The sequence below is a fragment of the Arthrobacter sp. P1_C12_2 genome (genome assembly GCF_056406415.1).
This window is the reverse complement of record NZ_JBFUAF010000001.1, coordinates 292,439-317,231: the sequence shown is the minus strand read 5'-3', so window position 1 is coordinate 317,231 and position 24,793 is coordinate 292,439. Positions and strand designations below refer to the sequence as shown.

22 protein-coding genes and 3 pseudogenes are annotated in these 24,793 nt (G+C 63.7%); 7 read left to right on the top strand and 18 right to left on the bottom strand.

Annotation, left to right across the window (positions count from 1 at the left end):
• Positions 1-49: 49 nt before the first annotated feature.
• Both AC1DZQ_RS01530 and AC1DZQ_RS01525 read left to right on the top strand, forming a co-directional pair.
• Positions 50-445 carry a nuclear transport factor 2 family protein gene (locus AC1DZQ_RS01530; RefSeq protein WP_476961811.1) on the top strand — a complete coding sequence of 132 codons (396 nt, stop codon included), beginning with the start codon at positions 50-52 and terminating at the stop codon, positions 443-445.
• The gene (locus AC1DZQ_RS01525; protein WP_476961810.1) at positions 442-1,140 is read left to right on the top strand and encodes an SDR family NAD(P)-dependent oxidoreductase; all 699 of its coding nucleotides are present in this window, start codon (positions 442-444) and stop codon (positions 1,138-1,140) included. The genes AC1DZQ_RS01530 and AC1DZQ_RS01525 overlap by 4 nt, the downstream gene beginning before the upstream one ends.
• Before the next feature lie 59 nt (positions 1,141-1,199).
• Here the strand turns inward: AC1DZQ_RS01525 and AC1DZQ_RS01520 are convergent, their stop codons facing one another.
• From AC1DZQ_RS01520 to AC1DZQ_RS01500, 5 genes are all read right to left on the bottom strand, one after another.
• Positions 1,200-1,964, bottom strand: a complete 765-nt coding sequence (locus AC1DZQ_RS01520) for an SDR family oxidoreductase (RefSeq protein WP_476961809.1) — start codon at positions 1,962-1,964, stop codon at positions 1,200-1,202.
• A 361-nt stretch (positions 1,965-2,325) separates the two neighbouring features.
• Positions 2,326-4,104, bottom strand: a complete 1,779-nt coding sequence (locus tag AC1DZQ_RS01515; RefSeq protein ID WP_476961808.1) for an MOSC domain-containing protein — start codon at positions 4,102-4,104, stop codon at positions 2,326-2,328.
• Between the two features lie 415 nt (positions 4,105-4,519).
• Positions 4,520-5,887, bottom strand: coding sequence for a dihydrolipoyl dehydrogenase family protein (locus tag AC1DZQ_RS01510; RefSeq protein WP_476961807.1), 1,368 nt, complete (start codon positions 5,885-5,887; stop codon positions 4,520-4,522).
• Positions 5,884-6,051, bottom strand: a complete 168-nt coding sequence (locus AC1DZQ_RS01505) for a hypothetical protein (RefSeq protein ID WP_476961806.1) — start codon at positions 6,049-6,051, stop codon at positions 5,884-5,886. Before AC1DZQ_RS01505 ends, AC1DZQ_RS01510 begins: the two co-directional genes overlap by 4 nt.
• Positions 6,052-6,075: 24 nt before the next feature.
• A complete protein-coding gene (locus tag AC1DZQ_RS01500) occupies positions 6,076-6,576 on the bottom strand; it encodes a VOC family protein (protein WP_476961805.1) in 501 nt (166 codons plus the stop codon).
• Positions 6,577-6,864: 288 nt separating this feature from the next.
• Here AC1DZQ_RS01500 and AC1DZQ_RS01495 point away from each other — a divergent pair, with 288 nt between their 5' ends.
• The 3 genes and pseudogenes from AC1DZQ_RS01495 to AC1DZQ_RS01485 all read left to right on the top strand — a co-directional run bounded on the left by AC1DZQ_RS01495 (position 6,865) and on the right by AC1DZQ_RS01485 (position 8,937).
• The gene (locus AC1DZQ_RS01495) at positions 6,865-7,515 is read left to right on the top strand and encodes a redoxin domain-containing protein (RefSeq protein ID WP_476961804.1); all 651 of its coding nucleotides are present in this window, start codon (positions 6,865-6,867) and stop codon (positions 7,513-7,515) included.
• A gap of 37 nt (positions 7,516-7,552) precedes the next feature.
• Positions 7,553-8,406, top strand: a pseudogene (locus AC1DZQ_RS01490) (DUF5996 family protein); the annotation flags it as partial.
• Between the two features lie 183 nt (positions 8,407-8,589).
• Positions 8,590-8,937 carry a UBP-type zinc finger domain-containing protein gene (locus tag AC1DZQ_RS01485; protein WP_476962030.1) on the top strand — a complete coding sequence of 116 codons (348 nt, stop codon included), beginning with the start codon at positions 8,590-8,592 and terminating at the stop codon, positions 8,935-8,937.
• Between the two features lie 706 nt (positions 8,938-9,643).
• On the opposite strand, the gene AC1DZQ_RS01480 is transcribed toward AC1DZQ_RS01485, so the two are convergent.
• From AC1DZQ_RS01480 to AC1DZQ_RS01470, 3 genes are all read right to left on the bottom strand, one after another.
• On the bottom strand, positions 9,644-9,868 hold the full coding sequence (locus tag AC1DZQ_RS01480) for a hypothetical protein (protein WP_476961803.1): 225 nt from the start codon (positions 9,866-9,868) through the stop codon (positions 9,644-9,646).
• An 854-nt stretch (positions 9,869-10,722) separates the two neighbouring features.
• Entirely contained in the window at positions 10,723-11,100 is a 378-nt protein-coding gene (locus AC1DZQ_RS01475) for a hypothetical protein (RefSeq protein ID WP_476961802.1), read from the bottom strand.
• Positions 11,101-11,173: 73 nt separating this feature from the next.
• Entirely contained in the window at positions 11,174-11,599 is a 426-nt protein-coding gene (locus tag AC1DZQ_RS01470; RefSeq protein ID WP_476961801.1) for an Hsp20/alpha crystallin family protein, read from the bottom strand.
• A 127-nt stretch (positions 11,600-11,726) separates the two neighbouring features.
• Here AC1DZQ_RS01470 and AC1DZQ_RS01465 point away from each other — a divergent pair, with 127 nt between their 5' ends.
• The gene (locus AC1DZQ_RS01465) at positions 11,727-12,029 is read left to right on the top strand and encodes a MerR family transcriptional regulator (protein WP_476961800.1); all 303 of its coding nucleotides are present in this window, start codon (positions 11,727-11,729) and stop codon (positions 12,027-12,029) included.
• A 466-nt stretch (positions 12,030-12,495) separates the two neighbouring features.
• On the opposite strand, the gene AC1DZQ_RS01460 is transcribed toward AC1DZQ_RS01465, so the two are convergent.
• The 10 genes and pseudogenes from AC1DZQ_RS01460 to AC1DZQ_RS01415 all read right to left on the bottom strand — a co-directional run bounded on the left by AC1DZQ_RS01460 (position 12,496) and on the right by AC1DZQ_RS01415 (position 24,355).
• Positions 12,496-13,494, bottom strand: a complete 999-nt coding sequence (locus AC1DZQ_RS01460; protein ID WP_476858053.1) for an aldo/keto reductase family protein — start codon at positions 13,492-13,494, stop codon at positions 12,496-12,498.
• A gap of 71 nt (positions 13,495-13,565) precedes the next feature.
• On the bottom strand, positions 13,566-15,071 hold the full coding sequence (locus tag AC1DZQ_RS01455) for a glycoside hydrolase family 32 protein (protein ID WP_476961799.1): 1,506 nt from the start codon (positions 15,069-15,071) through the stop codon (positions 13,566-13,568).
• A gap of 101 nt (positions 15,072-15,172) precedes the next feature.
• Positions 15,173-15,394: pseudogene (locus AC1DZQ_RS01450) on the bottom strand (PfkB family carbohydrate kinase); the annotation flags it as partial.
• A 246-nt stretch (positions 15,395-15,640) separates the two neighbouring features.
• Positions 15,641-16,591 (bottom strand): ATP-binding cassette domain-containing protein, encoded by a 951-nt coding sequence (locus AC1DZQ_RS01445; RefSeq protein ID WP_476961798.1) that lies wholly within the window; start codon positions 16,589-16,591, stop codon positions 15,641-15,643.
• Positions 16,588-17,625, bottom strand: a complete 1,038-nt coding sequence (locus AC1DZQ_RS01440; protein ID WP_476961797.1) for an ABC transporter ATP-binding protein — start codon at positions 17,623-17,625, stop codon at positions 16,588-16,590. The genes AC1DZQ_RS01445 and AC1DZQ_RS01440 overlap by 4 nt, the downstream gene beginning before the upstream one ends.
• Positions 17,626-17,628: 3 nt before the next feature.
• Positions 17,629-18,567 carry an ABC transporter permease gene (locus AC1DZQ_RS01435; protein WP_476961796.1) on the bottom strand — a complete coding sequence of 313 codons (939 nt, stop codon included), beginning with the start codon at positions 18,565-18,567 and terminating at the stop codon, positions 17,629-17,631.
• 13 nt (positions 18,568-18,580) lie between these two features.
• Positions 18,581-19,558 (bottom strand): ABC transporter permease, encoded by a 978-nt coding sequence (locus AC1DZQ_RS01430; RefSeq protein WP_476961795.1) that lies wholly within the window; start codon positions 19,556-19,558, stop codon positions 18,581-18,583.
• Between the two features lie 139 nt (positions 19,559-19,697).
• Positions 19,698-21,374 carry an ABC transporter substrate-binding protein gene (locus AC1DZQ_RS01425; protein WP_476961794.1) on the bottom strand — a complete coding sequence of 559 codons (1,677 nt, stop codon included), beginning with the start codon at positions 21,372-21,374 and terminating at the stop codon, positions 19,698-19,700.
• A 52-nt stretch (positions 21,375-21,426) separates the two neighbouring features.
• Positions 21,427-22,467, bottom strand: a complete 1,041-nt coding sequence (locus tag AC1DZQ_RS01420; protein ID WP_476961793.1) for a LacI family DNA-binding transcriptional regulator — start codon at positions 22,465-22,467, stop codon at positions 21,427-21,429.
• A 796-nt stretch (positions 22,468-23,263) separates the two neighbouring features.
• Complete coding sequence (locus AC1DZQ_RS01415) at positions 23,264-24,355, bottom strand: type I restriction endonuclease (RefSeq protein ID WP_476961792.1); 1,092 nt, start codon at positions 24,353-24,355, stop codon at positions 23,264-23,266.
• 77 nt (positions 24,356-24,432) lie between these two features.
• Between AC1DZQ_RS01415 and AC1DZQ_RS01410 the strand changes: the two are divergent.
• A pseudogene (locus AC1DZQ_RS01410) lies at positions 24,433-24,609 on the top strand (short-chain dehydrogenase); the annotation flags it as partial.
• Positions 24,610-24,793: the final 184 nt, after the last annotated feature.

Below are 24,793 nucleotides of genomic sequence, written 5' to 3'. Positions count from 1 at the left end.
TGGACGGCGACCTGAATCGACGGAAATCACCCACGGAAAGGACAACACGATGGATCCGACCAGGGCGGCACTCGAGGCACACTGGCGCACATCGGAAAGCAGGGATAGCGAAGCCGAGCACGCTATCTATTCCGACGACGCGATCCTCGACTATCCCCAGTCGGGTGAACGCTTCCGAGGCCGAACGACGATTGCGGCGCAGCGTGGTGGACACCCTGCCGAGAGGCATTTCACGGTGCTGCGGATCCTCGGAAGCGGGAATCTTTGGGTGAGCGAGTGCATCATCACGTATGACGGCGTGCCGACCTACTCGGTGTCCGTCATGCAATTCGCTCAAGAGAAGGTAGTGCATGAGACGCAGTACTTCGCCGACACCTTTGGCGCCCCCGCATGGCGGATAGCAATCGCAGAGCCGATGCCGGGCCGGGAGATCGAAAGGGCATGATTCCGACCGGAGGGACGACTAATGCGGCCGCAATCGACCCGAAGCACGTCCTGATCATCGGAGCCGGACCGGGCCTCGGGGCCGCTGTGGCCCGTCGCTATACCAGAGAAGGGTTCCGAATCACGCTCGTCGCGCGCCACGAGGAGTCCCTTGCCGCTCTCGCCGACGAATTGCGCGCTTCCGGCGCCAACATCGACACCGTGCTCGCCGACGCCGCCGACCAGGATGCGTTCCGTTTACGGCTGCAAGCCATCGCACAGATCGACGCCCCAGGAATCGTGGTCTACAACGCTGCCCTGATCGCAAGAGACAGTGTCCTGGCCGCGGACGCCGAGTATCTGATGGCCGCGTACAACGTCGACGTGCTCGGCGCCATCACTGCTGCGCAGGTTCTCACGCCGGCGATGGCACAGGCCCGCACCGGCACGTTCCTGACGACGAACAGCTGGCTCAGCCACGACCCGCAGCCCGAGCACGCGACCCTCTCGATCGGAAAGACCGCCCTGCGCGCGGTCACCCATTTGTTGCATGACGAGCTGGTCCGGCAGAACGTGCACGTCACCGGGGTCACCATCGCCGGAGACATCGCGGATGGAACAGCGTTCGCGCCGGAACTGATCGCCGAAGCCTACTGGCGGCTTCACTCTCAGCCGGCATCGGAGTGGAGCCCAGAGGCTGTCTTCGACGGCAACTGATCAGCGTCGCCTACAGGGAAGTGCCGTGCAGGGAAGTGTCGTGCGCCGACCCGGCTTCCTCACTCCTTCCCAAGGACTTGCTCGCCGCCATCGACGTCGAAGGTCGCACCCGTCAGTGCAGAGTTGGTCATGATGTGAACAGCGAGCCGGGCCACGTCCTCCGGTTCCACGACCCTCCGGATGGGCAGGGTTCTGCCAAGCTCGCTGCGACGGGCGTCGAGATCGTCGCCGAGCAGTGACGCCGACAGGGGCGTGTCGACGAAGCCTGCCGCGAGCAGGTTCACTCGGATGGGCGCCAGCTCCAAGGCGAGATTCGCGACCAGAGCCGGCAGGGCCGCTGCGAAAACGCCCGCGACGGCCAGGCCGGGGCCGGGGTGGCGTGCGCCGGTGCCGGTGATGAAGATCAGCGTGCCACCTGGGCGCACGGTGCCGATGGCCGATCGGGCGACGTTCAGGGGGAGGAGGAGATGCTCTTCGAGCGCGTCGCGGACGCGTGCCAAATCCATATCGGGTACCCGGGCGTAGTAGGACCCGCCAGCGGTGACGAGCACATGGTCGATCGGTTGGGGGAGCTCGTCGAAGAACTGTTCGAGGCGCTCGTGTTCCGTGGCGTCGAAGGCAGCCGTGCTGAGCGCGCCAACCTCCTGCGCGGCCAGTCGCAAGTGATTAGGATCGCGGCCGGTGAGAATGACTTCGGCCCCCTGTGCGCGGGCCTCGAGGGCAGTCGCACGGCCGATCCCCATGCTGCCGCCGATCACGACGACAGTCTGTCCTGTGAGCGGTCCGGATGAGCGCCGGGTCTCTTCGTTGATGAACACGGTCATTTCACTCCTTGCGTAACGGGACGGTGCACAGCGGCTGTCGGAGGTGTCACCAGCAGGCCGGCTCCGAGCCCCCAAAGCAGGGCACCGGGAAGGATCGCCTGCACATAGCTGGTATCCGGTGGCATCGGTCCACTCACTGGTTCTCTGCGTCTTTGCATCCCCGCGCGTTCCAGCGGCATGCGGTCCTTGTGAGTGCAGGCTCGCCGGGACCGCTAGCCGCTCGAACAGGGGAGATTTTGCCACTTGCACGCGGTGAGCGTCAACACGTATTTTGAGGAATTCTCTGCTGGGTGGCACCGAGGCGACCGAGCTCGCCAGGATGGAAACGAGGTCGTGCCCAGGTACGCGAACTCCTCGCGGGTCAGGCGTCCAAGACGGCTTCGGTGGTCGGTTGAGCACAGCACAGCAACGTTTGCGACGCCTCCGGTCGCTCCAGCGGCTCGGGCGAGTAGTCGACCGCGCCGCTGAGCAGTCCGGTAATGCAGGTATGGCACACGCCAGTGCGGCACGACCATCGCGTCGAAACGTCGCAGGCCTCGGCCAGGTCGAGCAGCGACCCGTACCGGTCCGACCAGTTCACCGTGAGACCGCTTCGGACGAAGGTCACGGCCGGCCCGGTTCCCGCGGTTCCCACCGGCGGGTGCGGCGCGACCGGCGTCATCGCCACGACACCGGGATTGAGCGACGCCAGCGCGCTGAAGAGCTCGGAGTGGATGCGTCCTGGAGCGATGCCGATGGCCTTCAACGCCTCGGTCATCCCTTCGATGAATCCCGACGGGCCGCAGACGTAGGCGCTCGACGCCACGTCGAAGCCGAGCGCGCGCAAGCCGTCCCCATCCAGTCGTCCGAACATCGTTCCGGGCGCCGGCCCCTCGAGCGGCGGGGCCGCACGGGTGAACCAGAGGAAGGAGTGGGCGTTCGTCAGCCGGCCGAGCAGCTGCTCAACCTCGGGAGCAAGGCCGTAGTCTGCCTCGGCCCTGGCGACATGGAGCCACCACACCTGCCGATCCGGATGCGCGGAGGCCAGCGAGGCCAGCATCGACAGCACCGGGGTGATCCCGATTCCCGCCGAAAGCAGCAGCACCGGCTCGTCGGTGTCGTCGAGCACGAACTCCCCGCGGGGAGCCGCGACGTCGATGACGCTTCCGTCGGCGACCGTGTCGTGGATGTACCGGCTAACGGTTCCATGCTCCTCCCGCTTCACGCTGATCCGGTAGGTGGCGTCGTCCGGGCGGCCGGAGATCGAGTAGCTGCGGACCGCGGACGTGCCGCCGACCGGCAGCCGCAGCGTCAGGTACTGGCCGGGCTTAGCCGCCGGGAGGGCCGCGCCTGATCTGTCGCTCAGATAGAGGGAGAGCACGGACGGTGTCACCCGGACGGTCTTGGTCACGGTAAAGGGCCGGAACCCGTTCCATCCAGGTTCCTGTCCCGCCTCGGCCTGCGGCAAGGTCTGGCCCATGTCCGCCGCGGCGAGCAGCTCGTGGAAGGACTGCTGCCAGCCGGGGCTCAGCGCCGGAATGTCGACCGCGAGCTTCAGGAGCTCGTGAGATCGGTCCGGCAGATAGAGCAGGCCGTCGATCGCTTCAACGGTCAGCTGATGGCGTCCATCGGCGACTTTCACGATCGGATCGCCGGCCTGCACTGTGCCTTCCGTGACCACCCGCAGGTAGAAGCCGGGTCGCCGGTGAGAGACGAGGAGCGAAGCCATCTGCGGCACCCCCAGGCGCAGGCCGACGCGGTAACACGTCACTCGTGGCTGTGTCACCTCGAACTCGGCGTCACCGATCCGATACCGGTCGCCGATGCAGACCTCATCATCCGCGAGGCCCGTGACGGTGAAGTTCTCGCCGAAGTTACCGGGCACCAGATCATCGCGGTTGAGGTGTTCAGACCAGTGGTCATACGACCCCTGCTGGTACACCATCACCGCGCGCTGTTCACCGCCGTGGCCACCGAGGTCGCCTTGGCCGTCGCCGTCGACATTGAATCGTCGAACGAACCGGGGGCCGTCCACCGGGTATTTGTAGATGCCGGTGTGGACCGTCTTGCCCTTCCAAGCAACGTCTTTCGGCATTCCCACGTTGAGCGACAACAACTTTCCAATGCTGTCGCTGACGCGAAGATGATCGGTCGCGGCCATCAGCTCGGCACCTTCTCGCCCATCACAGCCTCCGTGATATCTGGCGCCTGCCCAGTAGTGACTGTGACAGCGCTCATCCCAACACGCTCAATTCATCCCGTCTCGATCTCCCCGCTGGAAGCGCTCGAATCGCCACCGGTCGACGACACCGATCGCAACTTGACCAGATGCAAGGCAGCCTCTGAGGTCAACTCTGCAGTTCGGCCTTCCACAGCATCCCAAACGCCTCCGCTCATCGCCGATGAGGAAATCCCAACGCAGGAGCTCGTTGGCCGTGTGTTCCAGTTTCGCGGAATCACGGCCGGCGAGGATGATGCCGGCGCTGCCGCATATCACCACCACGGGTTACCCGCAAGATCCTGCTTGCGTGCGGCCGGCGAAGCGGCGGCTGCGGTGCTCATCGGATCGCCTTCCCTCAGTCCGCCGAGGATGGTCCCGCGCCGACCGGCCGGCGGGCAGCCGCGATCTCCCCGCGTAGTCCCTTAAGCGCGGATACATAGATTTCTGAAAATGTCGGGAACGGCTGGATCGTGTCGCTCAGGACATCGATGGGCACACAGGCCCGGATCGCCAGCGTCGCCTGCTGCAGCCACTCGCCGGCGTCCGGGCCGAGCGCGTACGCACCGGTCAGCCGTTCGCCGTCGCTGAGGACGGTCAGGAAGCCGTTGCTCTCGGCGTAGGCACGGGTGTAGGTGGATGTTTTCGGCAGTTCCGCTACGGGGGCCGTGGCGCTGAAGCGGCCCTCGGCGGCACCCACCGCCGCGGCCTGCGGGTCCGTATAGGTGACCCGCGGAACGGCCTCATAGTTTGCCTCCCGCGCCTCACCGAGGATGTTCGCGGCGACGATATCGCCCTGGTACTTCCCTACGTGGGTCAGCGGCCAGATGCCGGTGACGTCGCCGATCGCCCACAGCCCGTCCGCCACGCGAAGGTGCCCATCGACCGGTACTCCGCGGGCGTCCGGCTCGATGCCAACGGTCTCCAGACCGAGCGCCTGGGTACGCGGGCGCCTGCCCGTGGCGATGAGCAGGCGGTCGCCTCTCAGCTCGCGCCCGCCGTCGATCTCGACGATGTAGTCCCCACGGTCTCGCCGCACCGCGGTCGAGGTTGCCGGCAGCACGAGTTCGATGCCCTCACGACTCAGAACCTCGCCGAGGGCCTCACCCAGCGGCGCCGGCTCCCGGGCCAGGACGTGTCCGGACCTGTCGATGACTGCCACCTCGCCGCCGAATCGGCGAACGGCCTGGGCCATCTCGACGCCGACCGGGCCGCCGCCGAGGATGAGCAGGCGGCGGGGGACGGCCTTCATCGAGGTCGCCTCGCGGCTGGTCCACACGCCGTCGAGCTCGCGCAGGCCCGGGACCGGCGGCACGACGGGATCGGCGCCGTTGGCCAGGACCACGTGGTCGGCCGTATGCCGCACGCCGTCAACCTCGACCACGCCCCGACCGGCGAGACGGCCGGTGCCGCGCAGCAGGTCGATGCCGTGATCGGCCAGCCAGCGCTCCTGCCCCGCGTCGGAATAGTCCGAAACCATGAAGTCGCGCCAGGCGAAGGCCGCCTCGATGTCGACTTCGGCAGTGGCGGCAGCCTGGCGTGCCGCATGGACCGCCTCGCCGGGCCGCAGCAAGGTTTTCGACGGGATGCACGCCCAGTAGGTGCACTCACCGCCGACCAGCTCGCGCTCGACGACGGCCACGCGCAGGCCGCCCTCGGCGAGTTCGCCGGCGCAGTGTTCGCCCGGTGAGCCGGCGCCGATCACGATCACGTCGTAGTCGCTCATGTCGGCAACTCCTCCCCGGCGTGTTCGCGGACCATGTAGAGCGCGTACCAGTCGGGCCAGTTCGGGTCTTCCTGGCCGGTGAGTTCCTCGTGCTTGCCGTGGGCAGTCGCGGCGCGCCGGAGGGCGTCCGCGAGTTCGCCCACGGACTCGTAAACGGTGGCCATCGGGGTCTCCTTTCAGCGTTGGCGTCAGCGGCCCGGGAGCCGGGTCTTGATTTCCTGGAGGACCCAGCCGTTGCCGTCCGGGTCGGTGAAGGACGCGAACGAGCCGTAGTCCCGGTGGTCGGGAGCCGGGCCGTCCACGCGTGCCTCGGTCCCGGCGTGATGGAAGACGCCCGTGCTGTCGTGGAATGTCGAGCTGACCTCGACCCCGCGGGAGATGAGGTCGGCCCGGGCCGTGTCGATGTCATAGACCGCCAGGTGCAGGCCCTGGGCCGACCCCGGCGGGGCCGAGGTGACGCCCTCGCCGAAGATGATCGAGCAGCCCGACCCCGGGGGCGTGAACTGCATCAGCCGGTAGCCGGCCTCGATGGCGGCGTCGGCGTCGAGCCGCCAGCCCAGGGACTCGTAGAACTGCTTGGCCCGGTCGACGTCGGAGACCGGCACGACGATGACCTCGAGCCTGAACTCCCCGGGCTTCACCGGCGGGCTGCCGGTTGTACTTTGTTTGCTTTCGTCGACGGTACTCATCCCGGCCTCCCTTGGTCGGGCGCGCCAAAACAGGGCGACACCAGACTAGTGGACCCGGGAACGCTGCCGAACGCCGGTCAAAATGCTGACGCTCCGGGCCGCGCTCCAGGTTCGCAGCAAGCTTTTCCTGGTCGCCCCCCGGCCGGTCTGCGGACCGGGGACGCTGCCCTCGGAACCCCACATTTGTCCGCTCCAGAGCGAAAGTCAAGGGTAAATTACCGTCCACTCCAGGCACCCTTGCTGGCTTCCCGGCCTCGGCGTAGGCTCGCCCGCAGGAGCGGCGGAACCATGGCGCCGGCAACGACGTCGACGGCCGGGACCATCGCTGCGTACCGTTATCTGAAAGGCGGCCCAATCGTGCGCTCCGACATTGCACCCGGCGGCATCTTTCCCGATTACGAGTTGCCTGACCACGAAAACGTTCCCCGTAAGCTCAGTGAGTTGCAGGGCGAGGACCCGTTGGTGCTGACGCTTTCACGCGGACACTACTGTCCGAAGGAGCATCAGCAACATCTCGAGCTTGCAGCGTTCTATCCGAAGGTCGCTGTCGCCTACACGCAGATGGCAACAATCGCGACCGATGACCACCACGTGCTCCAGGAATTCCGCGCGTCAGTGGGGGCGCAATGGCCATTCCTCTCGGATCCTGGCCGCATTGTGCAGAAGGATCTGGACATCCTGGAGTACACCGACCCGGACCACGATCCGATGATCCCCCACACCCTGGTTCTCAAGCCCGGCCTGGTCATCCACAGCATCTACAACGGCTACTGGTTCTGGGGGCGCCCCTCCGTCGAGGACCTGCGCCACGACCTGCGCGCCGTGATGAGCGAGATCCGGCCGGACTGGGACCTCAGCACCCCGGGCCTCCGCGACGCCTGGGACGCGGGCAACTGGGCACCGTTCCACGGATGGAACAAACGGGTGCGGCCGGACTGAACTCGTATGTCCGGTATTCGGCACGGAAGGACCTGCGATGAACGCGGCTGAAGTACCCGGCCCCGGCAACGGCTGGCCCGAACTCCGGATCGAAGACTGGATTCAAACCCGGGACACTGTCCGCATGTGGATGCAGATTGTCGGCAAGATCCGCATGGCGCTCACGCCAATGCTGAACCACTGGTGGCACGTGACGCCATACGTCACACCGCGCGGTTTGTCGACGTCGAAAATCCCCTGCGGGGGCGGGGCATTCGACGTCGAATTCGATTTCTGCGACCACCAATTGCACGTCCGCGCCAGCGACGGGACTGCCCGGAGCGTCGTCCTCGAACCCAAGTCCGTGGCCGCGTTCCATGCGGAGGTGTTTGACACCCTCGCCAGGCTCGGCATTCAGGCACCCATCCGTGCGGTCCCGAACGAGGTGGAACCGGCCATACCCTTCGCCGAGGACTATCAGCACGCCTCTTATGACAGCGAAGCCGTCCGGCTGTTCTGGCACCAACTGATCCAGGCCGACCGCCTGCTCAATGCGTTCAGGTCCTACTTCCCGGGCAAGGTGAGCCCCGCGCACTTCTTCTGGGGAGGAATGGATCTGGCCTGCACGCGGTTCTCCGGGCGGCCGGCGCCCAGACACCCGGGAGGGTCCCCGAACTGCGCCGACTGGGTCATGGAGGAGGCCTACTCCAACGAAGTCAGCAGCTGCGGGTTCTGGCCCGGCGGCGGGACGAGGGCGCGTTTTATGCCTACGCCTACCCGGAGCCGGCAGGGTTCACCGGATACCCGGTGGAACCGGCCGATGCAGCCTACGACCATGACTTAAGACTCTATCTGCTGCCCTATGAGGCGGTCCGCCGCGCGGCCGACCCCGACAAGCATGTGCAGCAATTCCTGCATTCCACGTACCTTGCCGCAGCGGAGGCCGGGCGCTGGGACCGCGCCGCGCTCAAGACGAATCCCGACAGATTGCGGCAGCCCCTGGGCCGTGACCCGTACGACCGCATCCCTCCCCGGGGCGGGCCGGCCGGCGTAAAGTTGGCCTTGTTCCACGCGCACCCGAGCGAGGAGGCGGCCATGGGCGATACCCCCGGCATCGATGTTTCGGTGCCGCCCAGCGGGACCGGCTGCGTTGAATGCGAAGCCGACGGCGGCTGGTGGCTTCACCTGCGGCGATGTGCCCAGTGCGGCCACATCGGCTGCTGCGACAATTCACCCTCCCAGCACGCCACAGCCCACGCCCGCTCAAAGCGGCACCCGGTCATCTGCAGCTTCGAACCGGGCGAGGACTGGTTCTGGGACTACCGCCAATCCACCTACTTTGACGGTCCGGAACTGGCGCCCCCGGCACATCATCCGGCGGACCAGACGGTCCCTGGACCGGCCTCACGGGTGCCCGGCGACTGGCAGGAACAGCTGCGTTGACACCCGACCGGCCGCCGGGCATTCAGGTCTGGATGGCTGCCCGGGGCGGGGTTATCACCTTCCGTGATGGTGTGACCAGAGGCCGGACATTTGGTAGTGCGGGCTTGACCCCTTTTCAGGGTGCCGGTGTCACAGCTCGGAGTTTTTGCGCGCTGCTCGGGTGCGTCTCTGACTGCAGTGGTGTCGACGCTGGGGAATCGGCAATGAACGGGCCTGTTCGTGCCGGATGTCCCTGAAGTTCGTGGCGATGCCATGACCTTCGCCATGACCCAGCCGGGAGATTTCCATATCCGTTTCAGACGATGAAATCCGGAGACATCGGCATCCTCATCTGCGGGACCAAGAACGACCGGAGCGTCCGGTACAGCCTCGGGCGGTCCACGTCGCCCATGGCCGTCGCCGCCTATACCTACGACAAGCTACCCCCGGCCGAACAGCAAGCTCTTCCCAACGAAGGACACCTGGTATCAGCGTTGGGACGAACCAGAGGCACCTGCGGGGCGAAACCACTAAGGAGTTCGGGACCGCGCAGGCGGACATGGAGCTGCCCGACCGGGATGCGGTCGGCTAAGGGGGATCAAGGTCGACACGCCGTTCGAAGCGTTGGATAGTTCACACCAGAGGTGAGATGACCAGCAAAATCGCGGGGTGTGGAAATGTTCGCCTATGCGTAGTCGTACGCGCTCGGGACGGGCGCACAACATTGTCACTTCCTCTCACCGGGGTGGGGGTAGAGGCTTGTCCAGATGTTGTATCCCATGGCTTTGTCGATGTACTCGCGTGTGTGATGGCCTTCGGCGGCAAACCAGATGCCGGAGGCATCCGGCATCGCGTCGTCAACAAGACCTCGGCGGTACAGCTCACCTTGAAGGCGTACGTCGACAGTTGTGCCTCGGAGGGATTGTGATTCTTTGGTGCGGTGCATCTTCATGCTGCCTCCTCCTGTCCCGCTGTCGGTGTTGAAATCTCAAGGCTCTGACCGAATCCGTTGGCCTCACGGGTGTCCTCATGCAACTGGCAGCGATCGTGGCGTCAGGGTTGTCGCCGGCGCGTCGAACGATGGCCTAACTAGCGGACGGGATAGCCGTAGTCTCGGCGCCTGCAACGACTGTGTCGACGATATGACGCGCGATCGGCATTGCCGATGTCGCTGCAGGTGAGGGAGCGTTTACAACATGAACGGTGCGCGCCGTCTGTCGAATGAGGAAGTCGTGCTCAAATCGCCCGTCCCTCATAACAGCCTGGGCCCTGATTCCTTCTTCCCTCGGGACCAGATCACGCATCCGGAGTGTGGGTGCATACTTTCGGGCCTTCTGCAGGTATGCCCGCTTGTTAATGGAGTTCCAGATTTCGACGATACCCATACGAAGGTTGGACCTCGCCACATGCCACAGGGCAGGGAATTGGGCGCGCTGGCGATGATGTAGTCGGTAGCGGCCGGCCCGGTCATTGTCAGGCGGTTGTGAGCCGGGTTGATCCGGCGTTCCTTCAGCGCGGCCCACAGGGACCGGGCTGCCTGTGGCTGGTCTTGGTTGATCAGGCACCAGCTGGTGTAGAGGCCGTACAGTTCGTCTTTGCCCAGCCCGGCGTCGGATTCGCGCTCAGTGGCGAGAGCTTCGCTGAGGAACCGGTCAAAGTGCGGGGAGGTCATCTCAGTTCCTTTCATACCGTTGTTCTCGGCTGGCGCGTCTGCTTCGGCCGCCGTTGATATCGTGCGTTCCATACCGGAGCCTCGGGCCTTGAGGTGTTGTGCAGGGGGACCTTGTGCCCGGTGCAGGACGCGGCCTAGGGCTGGGTGCCGTAGATGAATTCCTTCGCGTGGCTGACGGCTTTCCTGAAGGCGTCGTTGCGGAGCGAGAGCTGTTCCTGGGTGCTTTCCTTGCCGCCCTCTGTGTAGGCAGTGATTCCGGGCCGCAGCATCCAGATATCGCCGGCGGGAGGGAGATAAAAAACTCCGAAGGAGCGGTGCCGCGGGTCCTCGGTCCAGATGGGGACCACCGCGAGAGCAGCCCCGGTGTCCGGGTTGATCCACTGGGCCCGCGGCAGGGGCTGCTCATGCACCTCGGGATCCAGAAAAGGTGCGGTTTCCTTTCCCCAGCGTTGTTCGAACCGCTCGTAGAATGCCGGCAGCAGCTGGCTGTCGTACGGGCGCCAGGCGCTCATTTCGGGCCCCTTTCCCCGGCTGGGTGGCGGGATGGCCCCCGGTCCGCGAGGAACCGGGGACCATCAGTGGGGGTCAGGCGTTGATTTCCTGGCGCTGGTTTTTGTCGATCTCGATCGGGATCCGGCGCGGTTTTGCCTTTTCGGCCATCGGGATTCGCAGCGTGAGTACCCCCGCGTCATAGCCTGCCTTCACCGCTTCGGCGTCAAGGGCATCGCCGAGGATTAGCTGGCGGCTGAAGACCCCGCAAGGACGCTCGGAGGCGATCAGCTCCGTCGTCTCGCCCGTCGGGTTCTTGCGTTCGGCCTTGACCGTCAGGACATTGCGTTCGACGTCGATGTCCACCGAGTCGACATCCACCCCTGGCAGGTCGAATGCGACGATGAATTCTTCCCCGTCCTGCCAGGCGTCCATGGGCATCGCGGCGGGCCTGGCCGTCGTCCCGAGCACCTGCTGGGTGAGCCGGTCGAGCTCACGGAAAGGGTCGGTTCGCATCAGCATGGTCTTCTCGCTCCTTACATATGTTCGTTAACCCAGCCAGATTATCTGTGGTGGCTGGCATAGATTTTTTATAGCACCGGTGCGACACTGGTGCAAGAGGGTATTTTGGAGTTTTTTGGAGGATGCGATGGCGCCGAAAACCGGCAGGGCCGCGGGGGTCTATGCCATCTCCGTGGCGGCCGAACTTGTGGGAATGGGGCAGCAGAACCTGCGCCTGTATGAGCGCAAGGGCCTGCTGGAGCCCGGCCGCACACTGGGCGGCACCCGCCTGTACAGCGAACAGGACCTGGCGACCCTGCGCCGAATCAGCACCCTGCTGCAGGACGGTCTTAACCTGGCCGGCATCCGCACCGTCCTTGAACTCGAGGCTGCCAACCAGCGCTTGGAACGCGAACTCGCGGCAGCCAAAGCCGCCCGGCGCAAACCCTGACCCGAGTCAGCGCTCGAATGGGCGCTCAGTTATGCGCTTCGAAGCGGCCCTTACCGGCCGATTCCGGTAACGCCGATAACCTGCCTTTCGTCGAGCAATGCGTGGCAGGGGAGAGGTTGCGTAATTACCAGTAACGATCAGCCCGTCCATGGCGTAGTATCCGCTATCGGCCGCAGGACGGACTCACAGACTCCGGTAGTGACAGGCTCAGTTACCTTTGCCAGGCCGGCAGAACAGTTGAGCAGAACGATTGTGCAGACAGTGTCTGCACAAAATGCCCCGTTCCTGACGGGGAGCGGTGCCGAGCATCAGCTGTGAATTGCATTGTTGGTGCGGTTAACGGGCTACGTCGTCGTTGAGCTCAGGACGGCAAGTTCCAGCCCGAATACGCTGGCAAGCTCAACTTCTACGTCTCGCTCGTCGATGACGTGCTCCCAGACGCGCACGCCATTTGCTACCCGCGCGGTCATGGGCGGGCTGTGAAAGACTCCACTTTTGCGGGGTCCCGTTCAATGACGGGGTCCAGGATGTGGTCGACCTGTGCCAGCAGGGCGGGGTCCAGTTTCACTCCGGCTGCGGTTGCGGTGTCTTTGAGCTGGTCCGGGCGTGAGGCTCCGACGATGGCTGCTGAGACGTTGGGGTTTTGCAGTACCCAGGCGACGGCGAGTGCGGGCATGGACAGGCCGGCGTCCGCGGCGAGCGGTTTGAGCTGCTGGACTCGGGTGAGGATGTCGTCGGTCAGGTAGCGGTTGTCTGACTTGAGCTTGCCGTTCCCGCCTGTGAAGCGGGATGCTGCCGGGGCTTCTTGGCCGGGGACGTATTTTCCGGTCAGGACGCCCTGGGCCATGGGTGACCAGCAGATCTGTCCCAGGCCCAGCTCCTCGCAGGTGGGGACGACTTCTTTTTCGATGACCCGCCAGAGCAGGGAGTACTGGGGCTGGTTGGAGATGAGGTGGATGCCCAGTTCCCGGGCGAGGGCGGCGCCGGCGCGGATTTCGTCCACGGTCCATTCGGAGACGCCGATGTACAGGGCTTTTCCTTGCCTGACGACGTCGGCGAAGGCCTGCATGGTCTCTTCCAGCGGCGTCTCGTAGTCGTAGCGGTGGGCCTGGTAGAGGTCCACGTAGTCGGTCTGCAGCCGCTTCAGGGAGCCGTTGATGGATTCCATGATGTGCTTGCGGGACAGCCCGCGGTCGTTCCGGCCCTCGCCGGTGGGGAAGTAGACCTTGGTGAAGATCTCGACGCTTTCGCGCCGCACACCGGCTAGCGCTTCACCCAGCGTGTTTTCTGCCCGGGTGCCGGCGTAGGCGTCGGCGGTGTCGAAAGTGGTGATGCCCAGATCCAGGGCCTGCCGGACGCAGGCCGTGGCGGCGTCCTGGTCGATCTGCTCACCGTGGGTGACCCAGTTTCCGTAGGCCAGTTCGCTGATGTACATCCCGGATGAACCAAGTTTGCGGTATTCCATGCTGGTGCCTTTCATATCTGGTTTGCTGCGGCCGTATTGCGGTGTGCGGCTGCGTCGTGTGGGACGCCGGCCTATACCAGGGGCGTGATCCTCAGGCTCTCGAATGTGGCGGAGCCGCCGTGGGCGTAGATGGAAACTCGGGTGCTTGTTTCGTCCGGGAAGATCAGGTCCGTAAGCACCAGTTCGCCGTGTTGGGCGAAGACCTCGACGGAGCAGTGGTCGACGTAGATCTTCAGGCTGTATCGGCCGTCCCGGGCGCTGATGGGGGCGGTGTCGACGGAGGCGAATCCACCGTGGAAGCCGGTGTCACCGGAGGCCGTCCGGTCGAGGATGAGGCGGCCCTGGGCGGGGTTGATGCCGATTCGGGTTCCTTCCGTGCCGCTCCCGCGAACGACGAGGCCGAATTCTTCGGCCGTCCCGGCCGTGAACTCGGCTTCAATGAGCTGAACCGTGCCCGTGGCGGCTGGGATCGGGCGTGTTTCCCCGGCCAGATGGACGGGGCCGTCCTGAACAGCCGGCTCCTGATCGCTGCATACGGCTTCCTCTACGACGTTCTGGACTAATCTGGTGCGGCCGCCAACTGTGGCCAGGGAGAGTTCCCGGGGCAGAGACATGGGGCTCCGCCAGGGTGAAGTCGGGATCTGATTGGCATAGTCCCAGTTGTTCATCCAGCCGATCATGATCCGCCTGCCGTCGGGGGCGTCACTGAAGGAGACGGCGGCATAATAGTCCCGTCCCCAGTCCAGCCAGTTGTACTCCTGAAGGCGGTCGGGGTCCTGCTCCCCGCTGGTGATGATGGAGTCGGAGGTGAATTGGACGCCGTCGAAGTCTCCTGTGAAGTATTGCCCGGCTGAACCGCCGTTCGGGCCGCCGGGATTCAGATTCACCGTCAGAACCCATTTCATCTCCAGTGGATTGCCGTCCACCGGCAAAGCAAACAAGTCCGGGCATTCCCAGATTCCGCCTGTGGCGTTGACGGGGCCGAAATCGCTAAGGTGTTCCCAGGTTTTCAGGTCATCGGACTTGTAGAGGACTACTTTGTAGTCGTGGGCTTCGACGGCCGCCATCACCCAGTAGGAGCCGGCCCCGCCGTCATAGCGAAAAACCTTGGGGTCACGGAAGTTGGCCGAGTTGCGACTGAGCACGGGATTGCCCGCGTATTTTTTCCAGGTGAAGCCGCCATCCAGACTGTAGGCCAGCGACTGGGCCTGGACGCCGTGCAGCGGCGAGGCTTCCTTGTAGGCGCTGGTGTAAATGGCCACCAGCGGGGGCGCCGATTCGGTGCCGAACCCGCTGCAGTTTTGGCTGTCGAACACGATGCTGCCGGAGAAGATGTCCTCCTGCTCGTCGCAGGCAATCGCGACAGGCTGTTCGGTCCAGTCGGTGAGGTTCTCCGACGTGGCGTGGCCCCAGGACATGTTTCCCCAGGTGTCTCCAAACGGGTTGTTTTGGTAGTAGAGGTGGTAGAGGCCCTGATGGTAGATCAGTCCGTTGGGATCATTGAGCCAGGTGTTTCGGGCCGTGTAATGCAGGGCGGGCCGGAAGGCTTCCGGGTGTGTGGTGGTCACGGCCGTCATGGGAGGTGCACTCGTTTCAGGTTCGGAATGGGGCAAGGAAAGGGCCAGGATCTGACGGTGATCGTCAGATTGGCCGCGGTGTTGGAGACGGAAAGTGGTGGTCAGCTGACCAGGGCCTGCATTTCAGCCAAGAAGGGCAGGTCCGCCCCTGGACGGCCCACCGTAATGGCGGCTGCCATGGATGCCATGCGGGCGATCTGTTCGAGAACGGGCGGAGCCAGGCCCTCGCCTCCTCTGGTCAGCAGCCCCAGGATGAGGGCCGCCATGTAGGCATCTCCTGCCCCGATGGTGTCCGCGACAACGGTTGCCACGGAGGGGACGCTGAAACATCGAGACGGGCGAGTCCGTAGGCCACGTTGGCGGGGGAGCCCCCCGGGTGCTCGGTGACGCCGTTCCCCGTGTGGACCACATCGATAAGTGCTTCGCCGACAACGACCACCTCGGGTAGGGCGGACAGTGCAGCAGAGGGGTTCATCATGGGATTCTTTCTGGGTTTTCGGCAGCCAATGGAGCTGTGCGGGTCTGATTCCGCGGGTAAAGCGGCCTCTCGGACGGCGGATTTGGGGCCGTCAGTGGGCGGATTCCGGCACTTTCAGCGCCCAATGGGATTTGCTCAGGGTGATCCGCTCGCCGGTGCCCCGGGCAGCGTTCCGCCCTGTGGCGTCCCTCTTCGGTGGGCGAACGGTCTGGGTTCTGCGGGCGTCGGGTACGGCGGAGAGCAGCAATTGTGTGTAAGGGTGATGGGGGGCGGCCATCAGCTCAATGCTCTCGCCACCCTCGACCAGGTCCCCGGCGCACATCACCATCGTTGTGTCTGCGATGTAGCGTGCGGATGCGAGGTCGTGGGTGATGTAGAGCATGGACACGCCCCGTTCATCGCGGAGTTTGCGCATCAGATTGAGAATTCCGATGCGGACCGAGACGTCGAGCATCGAGGTGGGTTCGTCGGCCAGTATGATTTCGGGTTCCACGGCCAGGGCTCTGGCGATGGCGACGCGCTGCCGCTGTCCGCCGGACAGCTGATGGGGGTATCGGTCCAGCATCTGTTCGCCCAGACCGACTGTTGCCATTAGTTCACGCAGCTTGAGTTTGAGGGCCTGCGGGCTGTCGTTTTCTCCGTGAAGCTGCAGGGGACGCGTCAGGAAGTGCTCGATGCGGTGCGCCGGGTTGAGGGATCCGAAGGGGTCCTGGAAGACCATTTGGACCTTGCTGCGGTACTTCATCGACGCCCGGCGGCGTTCGGTGGCAAATATGTCTTGTCCGTCGAGGATGAGCTGGCCGCCTGTGGGCTGCTCGAGGCGGGCGAGGATCCGGGCGATGGTGCTCTTTCCGCTGCCGGATTCCCCGACGAGTGCCACAATCTCGCCGCGGTTGATGTCGAAGGAGACGTCGTTGACCGCATGTACGGTCGAACGGAACGGGAAACTTCCAAGCTGATAGTCCTTGCTCAGGTTGCGTACCTGAACCAGTGGCTCGGTCGCCGTTCCTGGGAGGGATGAGGTGCTGTGTGCGGGGCTCATCGGCGTGACCTTTCGCGGGGGACGACATATCCGGGTACGAGCAGACAGGCTGCCTCGTGGTTTTCGGCTCCTGGAAGGAGCGGCGGTTCGATGGTGCGGCAGGAGTCGATAGCAAGCGGGCACCGGGGGTGGAAGCGGCACCCGGTGGGGGGGTGAGCCATGTTCGGCGGGGCGTCCGGGATGCCTATCAGCTCCACTCTTGGTCCGGTCAGCGGAGGGAACGCTCCCATCAGGGCGTTCGTGTAGGGGTGAAGCGGGTTGTCGAGCATTGTCTTGGAGGGAGCGACCTCGACCAGCTTTCCTGCATACATCACAGCCATGCGGTGGGAGAGTTCGACCATGAGTGAGATGTCGTGGGTGATGAACAGAATGGAAAATCCCAGCTGCTGCTGAAGTTCTTTGATCTGGTGCATGATTTCCTGCTGAACGACCACGTCCAGGGCCGTGGTGGGTTCGTCCATGATGAGGAGAGAGGGTTTAAGCGCCAGCGCTATCGCGATCACTGCCCGCTGGCGCATTCCGCCGGAGAGCTGGTGCGGGTAGGACTTGAGGCGGTCKGGGCTGATGTCGACAAGTTTCAGCAGCTCCGCGGCGCGTTCGCGGGCGGCTTGCTTGGACATTTTTTCGTGAGTGGTGAAGACATCAACGATCTGATCTCCGATGGTCATGACGGGGTTCAGGGAGTTCATCGCGCTTTGGAAGACCATGGCGACGTCGCGCCAGCGGGTACGTCGCAGTTCTTCCTCGCCCAGCTCCAGGAGATTCCTTCCAGCGAGCTCGATGGAACCACCTGTGATTTTTGCCGGGGTCTGCAGGAGCCGCATGATGGCGTTTGCGATGGTCGACTTGCCGCAGCCTGATTCACCGGCGAGGCCGAACACTTCTCCGGCGCCGATATCGAAGCTAACACCATCCACGGCGGTGACGTTTCCGCTTTCCGCCGTGTACTGGACCTGCAGGTTTTTCACGCTCAGCACGGGGCCGGCAGCGGCACGGCCGATGTTTCCCCGTTCCAGTTCAGTCAGGGTTTCCATCTGTCAGCCTTTCTTTTCCACGCGCAGGCGAGGGTTGGTGATTTCATCAACGGCGTAGTTGATCATGGCCAGGGCAAATGCCACGACGGCGATGGCGACACCGGAGGGCAGGAGCACCCACCAGTCGCCGGTCATGAGCGCACCGTCGTTGTTTGCCCAATAGAGGTTGGTTCCCCAGCTGACGGACCCGGTGTCGCCGAGCCCCAGGAACTCCAGGCCTGCCTGGGCGCCGATGCCGTAGATGACGCAGCCCAGCAGGGTGCTCATCACGATGGAGGCCATGTTGGGCAGGATCTCCCGGAACATGATGCGCCATGCTTTCTCGCCGGTCACGACGGCCGAAGCGACGAAGTCCTTGCTGCGCAGGGACAGAGCCTGGGAGCGGAGCACCCGGGCGCTGCCTGCCCAGCCCGTGATGATCAGGACGATGACGACGGTGACCGGCCCCGGCGGCAGGAATGCGGCGAGAACCACCAGGAGCGGAAGCCCGGGGATGAGCAGGAATATGTTGGTCAGCAGCGAGAGCAATTCGTCGATGGCTTTGCCGAAGTACGCGGAGGCTATGCCGACGAGGCAACCGAGGAAGGTCGCCGCCAGACCTACCGTGAACCCGACCGCCAGTGAGCTTCGCGATCCCCACAGGGTAAGGGCGAGCACGTCCTGGCCTTTGGAGGTGGTTCCGAGCAGGTGGTCCGCGGAGGGCGCCAGGGATGCTTCGGGGCCGAAGTCGGTGGGGTTCCCCGGTGCCAGGAGAGGGGCCAGCAGTGCCAGGAGGGCAAATATCACCAGGATGGCCAGTCCGAAAAGGGACTTCTTGTTCGTGAGGATGCCGTGGACGAATCCTCCATGAACCAGGCGTCCGGGGGCCGGCGGTTCAGGTATTTGAACAGTGGGTTTGCCGGCCGTGGTGATCGTGGCGGGTGTTGATTCTGTAAGTGACATGGGGAACCTGTTTCTAGCTGACCCGGACCCGGGGGTCCAGCCGTACGTAAATGATGTCGACCAGGAAGTTAGCTGCCAGCACGGCGGCGGTAATGGTGAGGAAGATGCCTTGGGTCAGCGGGTAGTCCAGCGCCTGGACGGAGGTCAGAAGCTGGTAGCCAATGCCCGGGTACGCGAACACGGTTTCGGTGAGGAGAGCGCCGCCGACGACGAATCCAAGGGACATCCCGAACGACGTTACGGAGGGCAGCATGGCGTTGCGGGCCGCGTACTGGAACATGATCCGTGCCGGACGGAGTCCCTTGGCCCGGGCCATCGTGATGTAGTCCTCAGCGGTGGTGGCGATCATCGTGTTGCGCATCCCCAGCATCCAGCCGCCGATGGAGACCAGGACGATGGTCAGGGCCGGAAGGATGAGGTGAGTGGCTACGTCGCCGATGTATTCGAGGGAGAACGAGGGGCTGAGGCCTGTGGAGAAGGCATGGCTCAGAGGCAGCCAGCCCAGAGTTATCCCGAACAGATATAGAGCGGCCATGGCCAGCCAAAAATAGGGAAATGATCCCACGAAAATCAGCAACGGAGGAAAGACCGAATCCAGGAATTTTCCGCGCCGCCACGCTGCCAGAACGCCGAGGAAATTGCCCAGAATGACGGCAATAACCAGGGAGGTGCCGCCCAGCAGGAGGGTCCACCCGATTTGTGATGCGATCACCTCCGAAACGGGGGTGGGGAACCGGGAGAGCGAGATGCCCATGTCCCCGCGGAAGATGTTGCCGATGTAGGCGAGGTACTGCTCCCACAGGGGCCGGTCGTCCAGGCCGAAGAGCCGCCGGAGCGCATCCACCTGGTCCGGGCGCATCTGAGACTGCACTTGGGAGAACATTCGGCTGACAGGGTCCCCGGGCATCAGCCTGGGGAGGAAGAAATTCAAGGTGATGCAGGCCCAGAAGGCGATGATGTAGAACCCCAGGCGGCGGAGGAGGAATACCATGATTCCGCTTCTTTCTTGATGATTGTTGCGCCGCCCGGAGATCGGTCCGGATCCGGCAGGTGGTAACGGTGCAGGTGCCGTGTGCGCGGCGGCCATGGTGGCTGTCCGGGGCCGGTTGCCCCTGACAGCCACCAGATGGCTACTGCGCCGGCTTGAGTGAGGTCAGAACCAGCACTGTGGTGGCGGAGCGGGCCGAGAGAGTTGCATACGGGTTGTCGTTGCTGGGCCAGCCCGTGAATCGCTGGTCGGTGTAGGCGCCCCACGCCGGGCCGGAGAACAGCGGGATCACCGGGGCTACGTCATTGAAGCGTGCCTCCAGGGAGTTGACGAGGGTCTTCTGCGCTGCCGGCTCTGCCGTTGCCGCCAGCTTGTCCAGGGTTGCGGTTGCTTCCTGGTCGCCAAAGCGGTGGTAGTTTTCATTGGCCTTTGCACCGACCGGCACAACGACCTTCTGTGACATTACGCCGCGGTAGAACTCGTACGGGGTCGCGCCGGCGTTGCTCCAGACGATGCCGCTGTCGAAGGATCCGTCAGTGTAGCCGGAGACGACCTGGGACCAGTCCGGGGAGTTGACCTCGAGCTTCACGCCAAGTTTTTCCATGTTTTTAGAGATGATCTGGCCGACGGAAAGCCAGTCCGAAGATGCCGATCCTACAGAGAACTTGAACTGGAACGGTTTGCCGTCCTTGAGGGTGCGGATGCCGTCGGTTCCCTTCTTGTAGCCGGCGTCATCGAGCATCTGGTTGGCTTTGTCGACATTCAGCTTGGTCCAGTCGCATTTGTCAACGATGCTCTGGTCGCGCCAGCTGGTGTAGGTGTCGCTGAGGCCGGTGCAGTCGGCCGGATGCGTGTAGCCCGCCATGCCCAGGCTGTCGACCTGGTCGCGGTCCACGGCCATGCTGAGTGCTTTGCGGACGACCGGATCGTTAAAGGGAGCCTTCGTGGTGTTCAGTTGCCAGTTGATCGTGCCACCGGTGGTGGGGTACCAGAAGTGGCGGTGTGCCGGATCCTTGTCGATATAGGTTTTCTGAACGTTGGGGATGAACTGGTCGCTCCAGTCCACGTCGCCGTTCTGCAGGGCGAGGTTGGCCCCTGAGTTGCCGGCGAAGGCCAGCATCCTAATGCCGGTGAGCTGCTGCTTTTCCGGCTGCCAGTAGTTGGGGTTCTTATCCAGTTCGAATGACTGTGTCTGGAAATGTGAGACCTGTGTGTAGGGGCCAGTGCCCACCGGGTTGTCGTTGGTGGCCTTTGCTGGGTCCGCGATCTTGGACCAGACATGCTTAGGGGCGATGACCTGCTGGCCGACCTCGTAAAGTCCGGGGGAGTAGGCCTTGTTGAAATCGAAGCGAACGGTGTGGGCATCTACGGCTGAGACTTTGGCCAGATAGTCGAATCCTCCCTGGATCTTTTTCTGGAGGTCAAAGGTGTACACGACATCGTCGGCGGTCAGGGGCTGTCCGTCTGACCACTTAACGCCGTCGCGGAGCGTGAAGGTCACGCCCTTGCCGTCTTCGTCTGCTTTCCACGAAGCCCCGAGCCAGGGGACCGGTTCCCCCTTGACAGGGTTGACGATCAGCAGGGGTTCGAAGACCGACTGCTGCGTCATCGGCAGCGCGTTCGGGGAGAACGGGTTGAAATTGCTGGTGAACGTTGCGGTGTCTTCCCGGGGGATTGTCAGGAGCCCGTTGGAGGCGCTCCCACCCTTTGCTGTGCTTCCAGGTGTGTTTCCGGCGCCGCAGCCGGTGAGGGCCAGGGCGCCGATCGCCAGTGTGGCCGCAACAACGGTCAGTGACCTTTTGGGGTGGATTTTGGGCATGAGGGAGCTCGTTTCGTCAGTGAAATTGAGAGGGGGTTAGCGGGTGGGGACGTCAGAACGCCGCGACCGGCTGGCGCACAGATGTACGCTCCACCAGAGGGCATTCGACAATGCGTTGGAGCGGGGCCAGATCGCGGTTCGCTGCCAGTTTGGCCAGCATCGCGACGCCGGTTGCCCCCATTTGCTGGAACGGCAATGCGACTGTCGTCAGGCTGGGCCGCAAATAGTTGGCGATGACTTCCTGGTTGTCGAAGCCAACCACGGAGATATCGTCACCAATACGTAGCCCTCGTTCTTTGATGGCGTCGTAAGCGCCCATGGCCATGCGGTCAGTGGCGCAAAAGATCGCGGTAGGTGGCCGGCTGCCATCCAGGAGGGCAACTGCCGCGCGGTAGCCTTGGTCTGCCTCGCCGTCCTCGTTGATCACCAAGCTCTCATCCAGGCCGATGCCTGCCTGTTCAAGTGCTCGGACATAACCAGCCCGGCGGCCGATGGCGGCGGGAATGACGGGATCAAGGTTGATGAGCCCTATCCGGTCATGTCCGGCCCCGATAAGCCTCATCGTGGCAACATAGCCACCCTGAGCCTCATCCGGAATGACGGAATGCAGTTTTGTTGCTTCGTCAAAGCAGTGAACCAAGACCGTCGGCACCTCCTCCGCAACAGCAGGCAACCGCACACCCCTATGCCAGCTTGTGGCATAGATCAGACCCTCGACACGGTGCTCGAGCATCGTCTCGATGGCCCGCCGGTCGGCGTCACTGCTGCCGTCGGTGCTGGCGATAAGAAGCGTCTTACCCTCCTGCGCGGCCTGTTCCTCGGCGCCGCGGACAATGTTGGCGGCATAAGGCGCGATCACGATTTCCGTGATCAGCCCGTAAAGCTTGGTCTGCTTGGAAGCCAACGCACGGGCTCCCGCGTTCGGGCGGTAGCCCAGTTCGGTCACAGCCTGGTGGACGCGGTCACGGGTTTCTTCTGGAATTCCGTTTCCCGTTCCACCATTAAGGACAAAGGAAACAGTCGTCCGAGAAACTCCGACATGGTTCGCGACATCCTGCATCGTCACTTTGGCCTGCCGTGGGTTCGTCTCCATTGACCGTCCGATGTCTCGTAATAGGGATGAATATTGGATGAGAGTCTAGCCGCACCTACTGATGCGCGTTACTAACGCGCGTTAGTAGATGTGAGATAGAACATATCCCGCATTGGGTTGGGGTGTCAAGGAGCGTGTGAAGGGCCAACTAATACGCGTCAGCTTGGAGTGGGCGCCCGTCGCATGCGTTCCGTGCGATCAGGGTTGCCCGCGCCGGGGAAGGATGTCGACGTGCGGGCCTAGCCTGAGGAAGGGCGTAACCGGCAGCCTTGGTTGTAGCCTACTTGTCCTTACATGCCGACAACCTTACATAACGTCGGGTATCGGCCGTCGCAGGTTGCCTTGGAGCCGCTGTCCTCGACGGGCGTGTGATCCAAAGGTCTGAGCCGCAGGCACCCGCAGCACCCCAACAGCCGCCACCAAGGACGACACCGCATTTGGATCCGTCCCCGCGGCCCACTGCATCCACGCCTCGAACGTCGCGTCGATCAAAGCGGTCCACAGATTCCCGGCAACCTCCTCGCGGACCCCGGCCGAAACCAAATAGGCCCGCGCCCGCTCGCGCTGCGGCGCCAGGGACTCGTAGCTACGGCTGACCAGGTCCGGTGTCCGGGGATGAGCGCAGTCGGCCACGCGTGACTGCGGGGTCCGGCGACACACCAAGGGAATCGCAATTGGCGACACACCAAGGGAATCGCAATTAAGGAAAGCGGACGACGGTGGGAGGTCCCGCCGTCGTCCGCTTGTCTCTACTGCGAAATTATATTGCCCTGGACTGGGCCGCCAGTTTCGGCGCTTACAGGTAGCTCTTAACGCTCGCGCGGAGGGCTTCGGTGTGCTCGTAGATCTCTTCTAGCGAGCTAATGGGAACCCGCGTCTCTTCCCTGTTGTCGTCGAAAATGCCGATGTACTTCTGGGTGCGGTTGAAGTGCAGGCGTGCGATCGGCTTGCGGTTGTTGTCGTCCAGCAGCACCGCGAAATAGGACTTGGCATCCCTCTGCGCTACGCGAGCGGGCTTGACTTCGCTGCAGACGATGGCCCGCACGATCTGGTATCCCTCGATTTCCTCCAGCGTTGTTTCCAAGCCGTCAGCCTCGGCCAGGTCTGCTTCGGCCACGGGGGCGCTGGTGACGCTGGCAGCCACTGTTGCATCGTCATTCTGCGGGAAGGCCGGGGCGCCGAGGGCCTTCTTCAGCCGCTCGTTCACCTGGTCGTTCAGGAACTGTTTGGACGCTTTGGTCACCAAAGCGGTGAATTGTTCACGCACCTTCTGGGTGTAGGCACCCGTATACACGCGACCCGTGAGGAACTTGATCCACTCGTCCTCAGGCTCCTTGAATTGTGAGGCCAGGGTCCTCTTGAGTTCGCCGATGTATTTCAGTTCGCCGGCCGCGCTGATTATCGAGTCGAGATCAAAGACGTCCTTGGACAGTTTCTGCAGCTCCGGAATGAGGGATTCGTCGATGTCGTTCAAATCCAGCACGAGGAACGGCTTGGCGTCCATGCGGTTCGGTGCATCGAGGTCGGTGAAGAATTGGTACACCTCGCCGTTGGTAAGAATGGCGATCCTGGCGTTGGTGACGGCAAAGTACCGGAAAAGCTGAGAGGCGTGCTCGATCTTCACGGGTTCCGAGGACTTCTTGCACTCGATCAGGATCTGCACCTCGCCGTCCTTGACGATCGCATAGTCGATCTTCTCGCCCTTCTTGAGACCCACATCCGCGATGAACTCCGGAACCACTTCCATGGGATTGAAGACGTCATAGCCAAGGATTGTGGAAATGAAAGGCATGACAAAGGCATTCTTCGTTGCCTCTTCCGTCTGGATCACACCTCGCTGCTGGCGCACCTTTGCTGCCAAAGCCGAAAGTTTTTCTGCAAAATCCATTTGTCCCCCTACGAATTGATAGTGCTGCCAACCGTAGCGCAGCCCTGTGCCAAGTTGATGAAAGTTGCGTTAGAGGGTCCAATTGGGGATCCCAGCTCGCGGCCGAACGCCTCGGCCCGCTGATGCAGGCCACCGTCCCGACACCCGCCACCGCGGCGCAGCTCGCCGCCTCCATCACGTTCCTGCTCAGCGACGACGGCACCAACATCAACGGCGCCATCCTCGCCTCCGACAGCGGCTGGTCCGCGCTGTAGGGGAGGTGCACCCAGGCGCAAGCGGACGACGGCGGGGAGTCCCGCCGTCGTCCGCTCGTGAAGCTCGTTCGCCTGGTCGTTCAGGAGGGCAGCGCAGCGCCGGTTCAAGTCCGCCCTCGGGCCCTACCGGAAAGACGCTGGACGGCCTAAGGTGGTCCCTGCCACAGCCCGAGGGAAAGGAACG

Excerpts from the sequence above, each read along its gene's own strand:
- AC1DZQ_RS01530 (WP_476961811.1), top strand. The coding sequence starts at position 50 with ATGGATCCGACCAGGGCGGCACTCGAGGCACACTGGCGCACATCGGAA.
- AC1DZQ_RS01525 (WP_476961810.1), top strand. The coding sequence starts at position 442 with ATGATTCCGACCGGAGGGACGACTAATGCGGCCGCAATCGACCCGAAG.
- AC1DZQ_RS01520 (WP_476961809.1), bottom strand. The coding sequence starts at position 1,964 with ATGACCGTGTTCATCAACGAAGAGACCCGGCGCTCATCCGGACCGCTC.
- AC1DZQ_RS01515 (WP_476961808.1), bottom strand. The coding sequence starts at position 4,104 with ATGGCCGCGACCGATCATCTTCGCGTCAGCGACAGCATTGGAAAGTTG.
- AC1DZQ_RS01510 (WP_476961807.1), bottom strand. The coding sequence starts at position 5,887 with ATGAGCGACTACGACGTGATCGTGATCGGCGCCGGCTCACCGGGCGAA.
- AC1DZQ_RS01505 (WP_476961806.1), bottom strand. The coding sequence starts at position 6,051 with ATGGCCACCGTTTACGAGTCCGTGGGCGAACTCGCGGACGCCCTCCGG.
- AC1DZQ_RS01500 (WP_476961805.1), bottom strand. The coding sequence starts at position 6,576 with ATGAGTACCGTCGACGAAAGCAAACAAAGTACAACCGGCAGCCCGCCG.
- AC1DZQ_RS01495 (WP_476961804.1), top strand. The coding sequence starts at position 6,865 with ATGGCGCCGGCAACGACGTCGACGGCCGGGACCATCGCTGCGTACCGT.
- AC1DZQ_RS01485 (WP_476962030.1), top strand. The coding sequence starts at position 8,590 with ATGGGCGATACCCCCGGCATCGATGTTTCGGTGCCGCCCAGCGGGACC.
- AC1DZQ_RS01480 (WP_476961803.1), bottom strand. The coding sequence starts at position 9,868 with ATGAAGATGCACCGCACCAAAGAATCACAATCCCTCCGAGGCACAACT.
- AC1DZQ_RS01475 (WP_476961802.1), bottom strand. The coding sequence starts at position 11,100 with ATGAGCGCCTGGCGCCCGTACGACAGCCAGCTGCTGCCGGCATTCTAC.
- AC1DZQ_RS01470 (WP_476961801.1), bottom strand. The coding sequence starts at position 11,599 with ATGCTGATGCGAACCGACCCTTTCCGTGAGCTCGACCGGCTCACCCAG.
- AC1DZQ_RS01465 (WP_476961800.1), top strand. The coding sequence starts at position 11,727 with ATGGCGCCGAAAACCGGCAGGGCCGCGGGGGTCTATGCCATCTCCGTG.
- AC1DZQ_RS01460 (WP_476858053.1), bottom strand. The coding sequence starts at position 13,494 with ATGGAATACCGCAAACTTGGTTCATCCGGGATGTACATCAGCGAACTG.
- AC1DZQ_RS01455 (WP_476961799.1), bottom strand. The coding sequence starts at position 15,071 with ATGACGGCCGTGACCACCACACACCCGGAAGCCTTCCGGCCCGCCCTG.
- AC1DZQ_RS01445 (WP_476961798.1), bottom strand. The coding sequence starts at position 16,591 with ATGAGCCCCGCACACAGCACCTCATCCCTCCCAGGAACGGCGACCGAG.
- AC1DZQ_RS01435 (WP_476961796.1), bottom strand. The coding sequence starts at position 18,567 with ATGTCACTTACAGAATCAACACCCGCCACGATCACCACGGCCGGCAAA.
- AC1DZQ_RS01430 (WP_476961795.1), bottom strand. The coding sequence starts at position 19,558 with ATGGTATTCCTCCTCCGCCGCCTGGGGTTCTACATCATCGCCTTCTGG.
- AC1DZQ_RS01425 (WP_476961794.1), bottom strand. The coding sequence starts at position 21,374 with ATGCCCAAAATCCACCCCAAAAGGTCACTGACCGTTGTTGCGGCCACA.
- AC1DZQ_RS01420 (WP_476961793.1), bottom strand. The coding sequence starts at position 22,467 with ATGGAGACGAACCCACGGCAGGCCAAAGTGACGATGCAGGATGTCGCG.
- AC1DZQ_RS01415 (WP_476961792.1), bottom strand. The coding sequence starts at position 24,355 with ATGGATTTTGCAGAAAAACTTTCGGCTTTGGCAGCAAAGGTGCGCCAG.